Raw genomic sequence first — 12,556 nt, forward strand, 5'->3', positions numbered from 1 at the left:
ATATGCCGGTATGCAATCTGTTCTGCATTACTCTGTATCGTAATCTATATTGAGATATACTTCATCTCGTCTGTGGAAACCGCCGTCAATGATCACCTCATCAATATTATCCCTTGTAACGGCAACCGGTTCCAGCACCTTCGCCGGGATATCATAGCTTCCATCGCTCATGGTATCTGTCACATCTGACGGAATCTTTCCCTCTTCTGCCATCTTCACCGCATATTCAGCTGCCTGGCGTGCCAGATCTTCGATAGATTTAAATGCTGTCATGTACTGGGTTCCTTCCACAATACGCTGACATGCAGCCAGATCACCATCCTGGCCTACCACGATCACCTGTCCGGCAAGCTGGTTTTCCGCAAGAATCTGTATCACCTGGCTGGCAATATCATCATTTCCGCACATGATTCCCTTTACATCAGGATACTCTTCCAGTGCTTCCTCCACATAATCTGCTGCCAGCTCTGCGATCCAGCCCTCACAGTTGGCTTCGTAAACTACCTTCAGATCACTGTTTTTCAGAGTGTCTTCAAATCCCTCTTTTACCATGTCCACATTGTTATCTGAAGCAGAGCCCTGGATCATAAAAATCTTTCCGCCATCAGGGATCGCTTCCATCATGGACTGTGCCATGATCTCTCCGACTTTCCGGTTATCAAAGGAAATATACATGTCTGTATCCGCATCATTTACCATGCGGTCATAGGAGATCACCCTGATTCCTGCATTGTGGGCACGCTCCACAGCCTCAGATAATGCTTTGCAGTCTCTGGCAATGATCACGATCACGTCCATATGCTTCTTGATAAAATAGTCAATCTGGCTGATCTGCTCTTTTGTATCTGCTCCCGCATCCTGAACATTCACTTCCGCTCCCAGCTCCCTTGCTGTTGCCACGAATACATCCCTGTCACGAATCCACCTCTCAATAACAAAAGAATCCACTGTAAGACCGATCTGAATTTTCTTTTCACCACTGTCTTCCTCTGTATCGTTTTCCTGTGCAGCTGTCTGCTTTGTTTTTTCGGAAGCGCAGCCATTCAGCATCAATGTCAACAGACACAGCAAGATCAACAGCTTCCTAATCATTTTCCCCCCGCTCATATTGTCTACCTCAACTTCTCTCTGAATTCACTTGGTGTCACGCCTTCGTATTTCTTGAATATCCTGCTGAAATAATTGGGGTCGCTGTATCCGGATTCCGCACAGATCTCCTTGATGGAAAGCCCTGAATCCTTGAGAAGTTCTCTTGCATTCCGAAGCCGCACTTCTGTAAGATACTCGATAAAATTTCCTCCGGTCTCCTGCTTAAAAAGCTTGCTGAAATAATAAGGGCTGATATCCACCTCCCGTGACACCTCATCCAGTGAAATATCTTTTTTGTAATTGTCCCGAATATAGGACTTTGCTTTTTCGATAATAGAAACCGCTTCTTTTTCCCTTGCACTTTCCATGTTACTGCAGATTTCTGATGTTTTGCCCAGGAACCATTTTTTCATTCCTTCTATATCTGTATATTCCTGGATCTCATGAATATAATTTCTGCGGCAGCTGATCGCATATTTCACGGTACCTGCAAAAAAGGCCTTTTTTTCCACTCCCATCACAAGCTCCAGGATCTTGATGCGCATGTCCTCCAGATCTACTCCCGGCTGCTTCTCCATCCACCGGATAAATTCCTCGGCACAGCTTAAAGCTCCTGCCACATCCTTATCCATCACCCGCTTTTCATAGCGACGTTCCAAATCTCTTGGATATTCGCCGTCATATTTCTGTGCAGCCGGAACATCCTCAATATGTATAACATGGCTGGTGCTTTCCCGAAGTGCGATCATGGCCTCCTTGAAGGATTCTTTCATGGTGCTTCCCATCTCCTTCACCCGGCCGATACCACAGCGAAATTTACTGTCGATCCTGCTTTCCAGCTTATGTACCATGTTTCTGGTTCTTGTTACAACCTCCACACGTTCCTCATAGGACTCCCTGGAATTACGGTATGGAACAAGCAGTACAATACGGTTTCCCATAATGGGTCCTACCAGACATTCAAAAAATCCCTGAGCGATTTCCCGGAATGTGGAATAAAATTTGTTTGCCTTCACACTGGCCCCCACCGCATTGGTAAGAACGCCATTTTCCGTGGAATCCCCGAATTCAGCCACGATCATATATCCATATTCTTCCCGGATATCCAGAAGCTCCCTGTAATTATCCTGATATGTCTGAAAATCATCCTGCAGAAGAATATTATTGATATATCCGCTCTCAATCATGGGCACAACTGTCTCCAGCTTTTCACGGATACGGAGATCATCGCTTCGCTTCTGTCTTGTAGAATCTACCTTTTCCATAGCTTTGGAGCATATTTCCAGAATCACCTTTTTGTTTACCGGCTTGGTAAGAAATTCCATAACTCCAAGATTTACCGCTTCCTTGGCATAATTAAATTTATCATAGGCTGTAATGATCACAAAGACCACAGATCTGTTAAATTTCTGAATTTCCCGGATTGCCTGGATTCCACTTAAGCCCGGCATCTGAATGTCCATAAAGCAGATATCCGGCGGATATTTCTCCGCCTCCTCCACAACCACACGGCCTGTCTTGGCTGTATGGATCTCACATTCATTTCCATAGTTGGAACTTATAATATTTTTCAGGGATTCCAGCATGATCCCCTCATCATCAGCAATCAGGATTCTGTACATTTTTTTCGCTCCTCTCCAGAGGAATATTGATCACTACCTCTGTTCCCATTCCTTCACCTTCACTGTATATTTCCATTAATCCGTCCCGCTCATAATACAGTTCCAGACGGCTGATCACATTATTCATTCCGATTCCCGTGGAATCACCCTCGCCTGAACTGCTGTGGACTTTTTTTGACAGTACTCTTTGTATCTGTTCTCCGGTCATGCCCAGTCCGTTATCCCGAACACTGATCTCAATATGGTCGTTCCATCTCTCCACACTGAGATCAATATGTCCTTCCCAATCTATATTCCGGATTCCATGATTGACTGCGTTTTCCACAACCGGCTGCAGGATCATACTGGGAACACGTACATTTTCCACATCACATTCCACTTTTTTTGAAAAATGGATGTCCCCGGCAAACCGTACATTCAGAATATAAATGTAATTGTCCACAGCCTCCAGTTCTTCCTCCAGTGTGGCATCTTCCTCACCCTTCTTTACATTGTAGCGAAAAAAATCTGCCATCTTTTCCACAAAGATACTGGTTTTTTCTGCATCCTCCATCATTGCAAGCTGTACTCCTGCATTCAGGGAATTAAAAAGGAAATGCGGATTAATCTGAGACTGGAGATACTTAAGCTGTGCCTCCTTGAGATGTGTTTCCATCAAAAGCTCCCTCTCTATCATCTGCTGTTCTTTTTCCATGCTGGCCTTTGTCCTGGCAATGTAAAGACCAAGATTATCCACCATGGTATTAAAGGCTCTTGTTACCGTTCCAAGCTCATCCCTGGAATCTGCTGGGGGCATCTTTACATTAAAATTCCCCTGACCTACCAGCTGTGCAGTTTCTGCCATATTAGTCAGCGGCAGGAACATCTCCCTTGTTGCCATGATCAGAAGGAACATTCCACAGATCACCACCAGAAGCATGATCATCATATTACTGATCTCCAGATATCTCATAACCGCCCGGAGAGCTGCATAAGTCTGGGAATTTTCTTTAAAAAGCTGCTTGTTCAGCTCATCCATAGAACTCTGGATATAACTGTAAAGCTCCAGACTTTCATCATATTCCTGCTTATATTTCTCCACATTCCTGCCTCTCTTGGCAGCTACAGTTCCTGCGGTACAGGAAAGATATGATTCCGACATCTTACGTATCTTCTTCTCCAGAAGTTTTACGGAATCATCAATATTCCGTTCATTTAACTTCTCCAGCTCCTGCCTGTATTTCGCCTCATTCTGATAATAATCCATCAGTGCCTGAGAGTTTTTTACCTTCAGATACTGGTACATACTGTCCTGCACATCGTCAAAAACCTGCCCAAGCTCTGTGATCTGGGCATTGCTGGCATACACATCATCCATCTCCTGCATGGAGTTGTTGATCCGCGCATAAAACAACATGTTGATGCTGAACAGTAAAACTGCCAGCACGCCAACCTCGATCATGATCTTGCTTACAAGAGAAAAGTCACTCCAACGGATCTTTTTCATCTGTGACTGCCTCCCTCCTCATCTTCTTCACTGCTGTTCTGTCAAGAAAATTAATGTCTACGTTGTAGAAAGAATTGGTTCTTCCATCTTCTATATAGCTGATAACTGCCTCCACACTGTACTGTCCCAGCTGGGTCGTGTCCACATCACAGGTAACTGAAATAACACCTTTTTCAACTGCCGCCAGAATATCCTCAGATGTATAATAACCAATGATCTTCACTTTTCCTGCAAGGTTGAAATCCAGAATTGCCTGTCTTGCACACTCCGTTGTCTCCTCATCCATACACACAAGGATATCCGGAACATTCCGCTTCTGCTGAAAAATATCAGTAACTGCCTCCTCTGTTTCAAAGGTTCCTGTTGACAGAAGATTCCTTCCCTTGATCTCAATATCCTCAGACCCAGCTGCCATCTTCACCGCATTGCTGATCTGAGTGTATATCTGACTTTCGTTCATATCATCAATATCCCATTTCTGCAGGATCAGGATCTTCTTCGTGTTCTCATCCACGTATTTGGCAACAATTTCCCCGTAAGCCATGCCAAGCTGATAATCGCTGACTCCCACAAAGCTCTGGCGGCGGCTGTGCACCGCATCACTCATGACTGTAACCACCGGTATTCCGTTTCTTACTGCAGTATTGATTGCTTCTTCCAGACCGGCTTCTCCATTATACTGCAGGATAATACCATCCGCCTTGGCCGCAATACTCATATTCATATAATCAAGTTTATCATAGGATGTTTCTCTGTCCGGCCCCATGATCTCAATCAGTACATTATTGGGAGCTGCTTTTTTCTTCGCACTGTCATATACTGCCTGCCAGAACTGGGAATCGGGGCTGTCCACGATCATGTCATACTGATATTTATATATTTTCTCTTCCTGTTTATCCAACCCTGCTTTTTCACTGATTCCTCTGTAATAGGATTCTCCTGTCACATAAGTAAGTACTATCACGGCAGCAAAGATCAGCAGGATACAAACTGATTTTTTCTTCATAGTACACTCCGTTCTGTTCCGCAAAATATTCCAGGTTCAGTCTATCATAATTTCACAGAAAAGTCACTGTTTAACATGGATTTTCTGTGCACTTTCATGTTATATTAATAACTATAACCTTGCCAAAGGAGGCCGCAAGACATGACAAACGCAACCAAGCTTGCCCTGGAAGAATCCCTGAAACATCTGCTTCTTAAGAAGCCTTTAGATAAGATCACCATCAACGACCTGACTACGGACTGCGGGATCAGCCGCATGACTTTTTACTATCATTTCAAAGATATCTATGATCTTGTGGAGTGGTGCTGTCTGGAAGATGCCAGAATTGCCCTTCAGGGCAAAAAAACCTCTTCCACCTGGCATGAAGGGCTTCTGCAGATCTTTGATGCCGTGATGGAAAACAAGCCGTTTATCTTAAATGTATACCGCTGCGTGGGGCGGGAACAGATCGAGAATTATCTGTTCCAGCTTACCTGCGATCTTCTTATGGGCGTGGTAACAGAAAAATCAAAAGATATCCCCATCACGGATGAACAGAAAATTTTTATCGCAGATCTGTATAAATACAGCTTTGTAGGGATCATGCTGGACTGGATCAAAAACGGCATGCGCGAAGATTATCGCGAAATCGCAGATGATACCGCAACCGCACTGTACGGAAGCATCGACAACGCCATCCGCAATTTTGCCGCCAGAAACAAAACAGCAGAAATGCATACAGAATAAAAACTTATCAAAACAGACATAATGATAAAAAACTGAACACTTTCGGTATTTTGTAAATAGAATCTTTTTTCCGGATGGGCTATCATAGCCTCAACAGCAACAAAGAACAGTTAATCCGATACAAACAGGTATCTCATTTACGAAAGGTGGATGTCATATGTCAGATAAAAAAGGATTCATGGGACTTGCAGCACTTGCGGCAGCCGGAGCCGGCGCAGCCATGCTGATGAAAAAAACAAGAGAGATCAACGAAGAGGAAAACCTCCATGTGAAAGAAACTACTACAAACTACCGCAACACCGAGCGTGGAAAGCATGACAAAAACAGCAAAGGGATTTATTATTCCAACGGTAACTACGAAGCCTTTGCCCGTCCGGAAAAACCGGAAGGTGTGGACGACAAGCATGCCTACATTGTAGGAAGCGGTCTTGCTTCCCTGGCTGCTGCATGCTTCCTGGTAAGAGACGCACAGATGCCAGGTGATCATATCCACATCCTGGAAGCCATGGATATTGCCGGAGGTGCCTGCGATGGAATCTTTGATCCGTCCAGAGGCTATATCATGCGTGGCGGTCGTGAGATGGAAAACCATTTCGAGTGCCTGTGGGATCTTTTCCGCAGTATTCCTTCCCTTGAAAAACCGGGTGCTTCTGTTCTGGACGAGTTCTACTGGCTGAACAAGCACGACCCGAACTATTCTCTCTGCCGTGCAACCGTCAACCGTGGACAGGATGCCCACACCGACGGAAAATTCAACCTGAGCCAGAAGGGCTGCATGGAGATCATGAAGCTGTTCATGACAAAGGATGAGGATCTTTACGATAAAACCATCGAAGATGTATTTGACGATGAAGTGTTTGATTCCACCTTCTGGCTGTACTGGAGAACCATGTTCGCATTTGAAAACTGGCACAGTGCTCTGGAGATGAAGCTTTACTTCCAGCGTTTTATCCACCACATTGCAGGCCTTCCGGATTTCAGCGCCCTGAAATTCACCAAGTACAACCAGTACGAATCCCTGATCCTTCCCATGAAAAAATATCTGGAGGATGCAGGTGTTGACTTCCAGTTTAATACTGAGGTCACAAACGTGATCTTTAATTTCAAGGATGGCAAAAAGATCGCCACTGCTATCGAGTGCAAGGTAAAAGGTGTGGAGCAGGGTATCCTTCTTACAGAGAATGATTATGTTTTCGTCACTAACGGAAGCTGTACAGAGGGTACGATCTACGGCGACCAGAACCACGCGCCAAACGGCGACGCGGAGGTCCGTACCAGTGGCGTTTGGTCCCTGTGGAAAAATATCGCAGCTCAGGATCCGTCATTCGGACATCCGGAGAAATTCTGCTCAGACATTGCCAAGACAAACTGGGAATCTGCTACTGTCACCACTCTGGATGACCGTATCATCCCTTATATCACCAACATCTGCCAGCGTGACCCACGTACCGGCAAGGTTGTTACCGGTGGTATCGTAAGCTGCCAGGATTCCAAATGGCTCTTAAGCTGGACCATCAACCGTCAGGGACAGTTCAAGGAACAGGATCCGAAGAAAGTCTGCGTATGGGTTTACGGACTGTTTACCGATGTTCCCGGTGATTATATCAAAAAACCGATGAAGGATTGTACCGGTAAGGAAATTACCGCTGAGTGGCTGTACCACCTGGGTGTTCCGGTAGATCAGATCGACGATATGGCAGAAAACAGTGCTGTCTGCGTTCCGACCATGATGCCGTACATCACCGCCTTCTTCATGCCGCGTACCAAAGGTGACCGCCCGGATGTTATCCCGGATGGCTGTGTAAACTTTGCATTCCTGGGCCAGTTTGCGGATACTCCTCGTGATACCGTATTCACAACAGAGTATTCCGTACGTACTGCAATGGAGGCTGTATACGGACTTTTCGGTGTAGACCGTGGTGTTCCGGAAGTATGGGGAAGCGTTTACGATATCCGTGAGCTTCTGGACAGCAGTGTGAAGCTGATGGACGGAAAATCCCCGCTGGAGATCCAGCTGCCAGGGCCGCTGAATGCACTGAAGAAACCACTTCTTAATGTTGTGAAGGGTACTGTGGTTGAGAAGGTACTGCGGGATCATGATGTGCTGAAGGATTATATGTAAAATATACAGCCTGCCAGACAGATATTCTCAATCCGAAAATTAAGATTTGAAAACAGTAACGGAGCCTCCGGTTCTATTCGTGCAGCAATCCCCCGGAAATACTTCTCACGCGGTATTTCCGGGGGATTATTTTATTTTCTGATACTTATTTTCCCAGTGTTTCATTCATACTTCCGGAACGGAAGCCCTGAAGATCCAGAGTCACGTAAGAAAATCCCAATGTGCGGAATTTCTCTGTGATCTTTGCTCTTGTTTCATTATCTGCAATTTTCAGGATCTCTTCTTCCGGAACCTCGATCCTTGCCATGGTACCGTGGATGCGAACACGGAACTGATGGAATCCCAGATCCATCAGAAACTGCTCGGCCTGATCTACCATGTGAAGCTTCTCCTCGGTAATGGTCTCACCGTATACAAATCTGGAAGCAAGACAGGCAAAAGATGGCTTGTTCCAGGTTGGAAGATTCATGTCTTTTGACAGCTCCCGGATCTCTTCTTTATAGAGGCCTGCTTCCTGGAGCGGACTGCGGACCCCAAGCTCCTGGATAGCCCTTTTTCCCGGACGGTAGTCGCCCAGATCATCCATGTTGGAACCTTCCACGATCATGTTCATATGGCGCGCCTTTGCAACTTCCCAAAGTCTGGTAAAGATGGCTTTTTTACAGATATAGCAGCGGTCCGGCGGATTCTGACGGAACCCCGGGATGTCGAATTCGTTGATCTTGCATATCTCCTGGCAAATGTGATTTTCCTGGCAGAAATCTTGCGTTTCTTTCAGTTCTCTGTCGGTGAAGGAGCATGGACATGCAGTAATGGCCATAGCTTTGTCACCAAGTGTTTCCTGTGCAGCTTTCAGCAAAAATGTGGAGTCCACTCCACCGGAAAAAGCTACGGCTACACTTCCCAGGGAACGGAGGATTTCCTGGAGTTTTCTGTATTTTTTTTCAAGTGTGATGTTATCTGTTGCTGGCATATGTTCTGTCACCTCGTAATTTGTAAAATCTTATTTTTGCCGGATCTGAATCTGTAATTTTCAGATCTGTTCTTATTGACATGCTCTTGCAATGCTATGTGTGTATTCTTTATTGTAAACGATACCTTTTTGCCATACAAGTATTTTTCTACCTGACAGATGTACTATGAAATTTATTAGTATCCTCTCTGTTTCCAAACATAATAAGACCGGAAATACAGCATATGCCATACTTCCAGTCTTTCTTTTTACAGTTATTACATTTCGATCACATCAAGATCATCCGGAACAAACAGATTTCCGTGATAATACTCTCTGCCTTCTGCTCCGTAAAGCTCTTTACGTTTCTTAATGTTCTTATCCTCTGTGTGATACAGGACAAGATTCTTAACTCCAAGGTTCTCAGCCAGCTCACTGGCATCCTTAACTGTGGAGTGATGCTTCTCATATGGATTGAAGATATCACGCTGTCCATACAGACAGAATGCTTCGTGGAACATCCAGTCGCTGCCTTTTGCGTATTTCTCTTCACATTCATTGTATGGCTCGTCTCCGCAGCAGGTAAGTACCTTACCACCGTCATAGATCATCTGGAAACCGAACTGTTTCGCCTTGGTTGAACCGATATCAAAGAAGGTCACTTTCTTATTAAGAATTGTTTTTTCCTCGCCGTCTTTTACCTCGATCAGATGAAGTCTGTCACCGATGTACTGTGTCTCCTTCTTATTCAGAAGCTTAAATGCCATGTCTTTCAGAAGTCCGATCACTTCATCATGAGCATAGATGTTTGCCTCGCCCTGATAAGTGCCTTTTTTCATGTTCTGGCAAATGATGCGGATCACCCACACGATCCCCATGATATGGTCTACGTGCTTATGTGTAACAAAGATCTCATGAACATCCATCAGATCAACGCCAGCCTTCTTCAGCTGGGAAAGCACCGTATTTCCGCCGCCTCCGTCAACCAGAAAATGGCCGTACTCATCGCTGAGCACAAAACATGTATTGTAGCACTCTGTTACCAGTGCGTTACCTGTTCCAAGCATGGTTAATTTCATTCTGTTCTCCTCCTGTATAGCCCTGGTCATCAAACATTCATTCAGCCACCCACCATTCTGCTCTCCGACACTCTGACCGGCTGTCTCTGGTCATATTACAGACACATATACAACCGTTTAATTTTTTGTTTTCTTATTTTTTCTGTGTTTTTCGTGTCCAATGATAACATTATGAAGAAATATTTTCAATAAGATCCATTCATTTTCATAGCAGAAAAATCAATCCACAAATCTTCATATATTCCTGCTTTCACAGAATCCAGTCCGGTGCTCCCTTGCATCCTCTGTCATCCAGTTTATCTGCATCGCAGATAACAAAAATATATAATATATGGATCCTGTACAAAAACAGGAGCAGTCACATGGCGTACCATGTCTGCTCCTGTTTTATATTTTTGTTATTCCAGCATCTCTATCTCTGTCTCAAAATACTGCTCCTGAAACCGGACCTGTTCTTTGATCTCCTGAGCTGTCATGGTCATATCTTCCGGAACTGCCACCCATTTGTCTTCCATATCATTAAGGCGGTGGATGATAGCTATCACTTTTCCTGTAAATTCTTTTACCGGGTGATCGATTCCCAGAACGTAAACGTCCTGTTCCTCACCGTCCGGAGCGATGATTCCTTCGATGTAGCCGCAATTTACCGGATAAAAAAGCTCTTTGTGTTCCGGATGATAACTGTTCATTGGACGGTCGATCATGATATGTACAAGCTGGCCTGGAGTCGGTTTCTTCTTTTCATAAATCATCTGCTTCATTTATATTCCTCTTTAAGCACATACAATAAATTAACAGATTTTTCTATTATGCCAGTAAATCGAAGATTTTTATTTCAATCCGTTCTTCGTTTTACCATATCTCAGACTCTACAGCCGCACGCTCAATGCCAAGACCTTTCATATACCGATCCATAAATGCGTTGAATCCTTTCACACCTTCAGCTTCCGGCGCAAGTGTACTGCCTTCGTTTCCTTTGAAGACATTCTCATCCAGGAAGTCTGCAAGGTCTTCACCATCTTTTTTGTTGATCAGATAGGAAGCCAGAAGCGCGATTCCCCAGGCTCCGCCTTCTCCTGCTGTGGACATTACAGATACCGGTGCATTTACCGCATCTGCAAGGATCTGCTGGCCGACACCCTTTGTCTTAAAGAGGCCGCCATGGCCCAGAAGCTTGTCGATCTTTACATGCTCCTGATTCAGAAGGATATCCAGACCTACACGCATGGCGCCGAGGCAGGTGTAAAGATTATTTCGCATAAAGTTTGCCAGTGTAAATTTACTCTCAGGAGAACGTACAAACAGTGGGCGTCCCTCTTCAAAACCAGTCATATGCTCACCGGAGAAATAGCAGTAGGAAAGAAGTCCGCCACAGTCCGGGTCGCCTTCCATGGCTTTGTTATAAAGAGTTCCGAACAGTTTGTTCATATCTACTTCCATGCCCATAGCTTCTGCAAATTCCTTAAACACATTTACCCATGCGTTCAGATCCGAAGTACAGTTGTTGGAATGTGCCATGGCAACCGGATCTCCTGCCGGAGTAGTAACCATGTCGATTTCTTTATACGGTTTGGAAAGTGCCTTCTCCAGGACGATCATGGCAAATACAGATGTTCCCGCAGAAACATTTCCGGTACGCCGACGGACACTGTTTGTGGCAACCATACCGGTTCCTGCGTCTCCCTCAGGCGGACACATCGGGATTCCAGCTTTCAGCTTTCCACTTACATCCAGAAGCTTTGCGCCTTCCTCAGTAAGAACTCCTGCATCCTGACCTGCCACCAGAGCTTTCGGCATAATATCGCGAAGCTTCCATGGGAAACCATAAGGCGCAACCAGTTCATCGAACTTCTGAACCATCTCCTCGTTATAGTCCTTCGTTTCACTGTCGATTGGGAACATACCTGCCGCATCACCGATACCAAGAACTCTTTTTCCGGTGAGTTTCCAATGCACATAGGCTTCCAGAGTGGTGATATAATCGATATCTTTTACATGCTCCTCACCGTTAAGGATCGCCTGATACAGGTGTGCGATGCTCCATCTCTGAGGGATATTGTAATGGAAAAGCTCTGCCAGCTTCTCAGAGGCTTCTCCTGTGATGTTGTTTCTCCAGGTACGGAACGGGACCATCAGCTCTCCCTCTTTATTAAACGGCATATAGCCATGCATCATGGCACTGACACCAAACGCACCTACGCTTGTAAGCTCCACTCCATATTTTTTTTGAACATCTTCTTCCATATCCTGGTAACTGCCCTGGAGACCTTTCCAGATTTCCTCCAGGCTGTATGTCCAGATACCATCCACATACTGATTCTCCCATTCATAGGCTCCGGATGCGATGGGCTGGTTCTTATCGTCCACCAGAACTGCCTTGATCCTTGTGGAACCAAACTCAATACCAAGAGCCGTGCGATTCTCAAGAATTGCTGTTTTTGCCTCATTTACTCCCATTGTAAAAAACCTCCCAT

At 45.1% G+C, this 12,556-nt stretch carries 10 protein-coding genes; 2 read left to right on the plus strand and 8 right to left on the minus strand.

What is annotated here, in order from left to right; translation table 11 throughout:
* Positions 1-27: 27 nt before the first annotated feature.
* The 4 genes from NQ489_RS14925 to NQ489_RS14940 are packed head-to-tail and all read right to left on the minus strand — an operon-like array spanning position 28 to position 5,203.
* Positions 28-1,107 (minus strand): sugar ABC transporter substrate-binding protein, encoded by a 1,080-nt coding sequence (locus tag NQ489_RS14925; RefSeq protein ID WP_021650428.1) that lies wholly within the window; start codon positions 1,105-1,107, stop codon positions 28-30.
* Positions 1,108-1,112: 5 nt separating this feature from the next.
* Positions 1,113-2,711, minus strand: a complete 1,599-nt coding sequence (locus NQ489_RS14930) for a response regulator transcription factor (protein WP_015526037.1) — start codon at positions 2,709-2,711, stop codon at positions 1,113-1,115.
* Positions 2,689-4,197 carry a sensor histidine kinase gene (locus tag NQ489_RS14935; RefSeq protein ID WP_021650429.1) on the minus strand — a complete coding sequence of 503 codons (1,509 nt, stop codon included), beginning with the start codon at positions 4,195-4,197 and terminating at the stop codon, positions 2,689-2,691. Before NQ489_RS14935 ends, NQ489_RS14930 begins: the two co-directional genes overlap by 23 nt.
* Positions 4,175-5,203 (minus strand): sugar ABC transporter substrate-binding protein, encoded by a 1,029-nt coding sequence (locus NQ489_RS14940; protein ID WP_021650430.1) that lies wholly within the window; start codon positions 5,201-5,203, stop codon positions 4,175-4,177. Before NQ489_RS14940 ends, NQ489_RS14935 begins: the two co-directional genes overlap by 23 nt.
* Positions 5,204-5,344: 141 nt before the next feature.
* Here NQ489_RS14940 and NQ489_RS14945 point away from each other — a divergent pair, with 141 nt between their 5' ends.
* Together NQ489_RS14945 and NQ489_RS14950 are read left to right on the plus strand one after the other, a co-directional pair.
* Entirely contained in the window at positions 5,345-5,929 is a 585-nt protein-coding gene (locus NQ489_RS14945) for a TetR/AcrR family transcriptional regulator (RefSeq protein WP_015526040.1), read from the plus strand.
* A 157-nt stretch (positions 5,930-6,086) separates the two neighbouring features.
* Positions 6,087-8,051 (plus strand): oleate hydratase, encoded by a 1,965-nt coding sequence (locus NQ489_RS14950; protein ID WP_021650431.1) that lies wholly within the window; start codon positions 6,087-6,089, stop codon positions 8,049-8,051.
* A gap of 145 nt (positions 8,052-8,196) precedes the next feature.
* On the opposite strand, the gene larE is transcribed toward NQ489_RS14950, so the two are convergent.
* The 4 genes from larE to NQ489_RS14970 form a co-directional block, all read right to left on the minus strand.
* Positions 8,197-9,024: an ATP-dependent sacrificial sulfur transferase LarE gene (gene larE / locus NQ489_RS14955; RefSeq protein WP_021650432.1), complete on the minus strand. Its 828-nt coding sequence runs from the start codon at positions 9,022-9,024 to the stop codon at positions 8,197-8,199.
* Between the two features lie 257 nt (positions 9,025-9,281).
* Complete coding sequence (locus tag NQ489_RS14960; protein ID WP_022426660.1) at positions 9,282-10,082, minus strand: MBL fold metallo-hydrolase; 801 nt, start codon at positions 10,080-10,082, stop codon at positions 9,282-9,284.
* A gap of 398 nt (positions 10,083-10,480) precedes the next feature.
* Entirely contained in the window at positions 10,481-10,843 is a 363-nt protein-coding gene (locus tag NQ489_RS14965) for a hypothetical protein (protein ID WP_021650435.1), read from the minus strand.
* A 91-nt stretch (positions 10,844-10,934) separates the two neighbouring features.
* Positions 10,935-12,539, minus strand: a complete 1,605-nt coding sequence (locus tag NQ489_RS14970; protein WP_021650436.1) for a xylulokinase — start codon at positions 12,537-12,539, stop codon at positions 10,935-10,937.
* Between the last annotated feature and the right edge of the window lie 17 nt (positions 12,540-12,556).

Source organism: Blautia sp. KLE_1732_HM_1032, from assembly GCF_025147905.1.
Lineage (GTDB): Bacteria > Bacillota > Clostridia > Lachnospirales > Lachnospiraceae > Blautia_A > Blautia_A fusiformis.

Bases quoted from the DNA above. Each gene is read 5' to 3' on its own strand.
- NQ489_RS14925 (WP_021650428.1), bottom strand. From the start codon at position 1,107: ATGAGCGGGGGGAAAATGATTAGGAAGCTGTTGATCTTGCTGTGTCTG.
- NQ489_RS14930 (WP_015526037.1), bottom strand. From the start codon at position 2,711: ATGTACAGAATCCTGATTGCTGATGATGAGGGGATCATGCTGGAATCC.
- NQ489_RS14935 (WP_021650429.1), bottom strand. From the start codon at position 4,197: ATGAAAAAGATCCGTTGGAGTGACTTTTCTCTTGTAAGCAAGATCATG.
- NQ489_RS14940 (WP_021650430.1), bottom strand. From the start codon at position 5,203: ATGAAGAAAAAATCAGTTTGTATCCTGCTGATCTTTGCTGCCGTGATA.
- NQ489_RS14945 (WP_015526040.1), top strand. From the start codon at position 5,345: ATGACAAACGCAACCAAGCTTGCCCTGGAAGAATCCCTGAAACATCTG.
- NQ489_RS14950 (WP_021650431.1), top strand. From the start codon at position 6,087: ATGTCAGATAAAAAAGGATTCATGGGACTTGCAGCACTTGCGGCAGCC.
- larE (WP_021650432.1), bottom strand. From the start codon at position 9,024: ATGCCAGCAACAGATAACATCACACTTGAAAAAAAATACAGAAAACTC.
- NQ489_RS14960 (WP_022426660.1), bottom strand. From the start codon at position 10,082: ATGAAATTAACCATGCTTGGAACAGGTAACGCACTGGTAACAGAGTGC.
- NQ489_RS14965 (WP_021650435.1), bottom strand. From the start codon at position 10,843: ATGAAGCAGATGATTTATGAAAAGAAGAAACCGACTCCAGGCCAGCTT.
- NQ489_RS14970 (WP_021650436.1), bottom strand. From the start codon at position 12,539: ATGGGAGTAAATGAGGCAAAAACAGCAATTCTTGAGAATCGCACGGCT.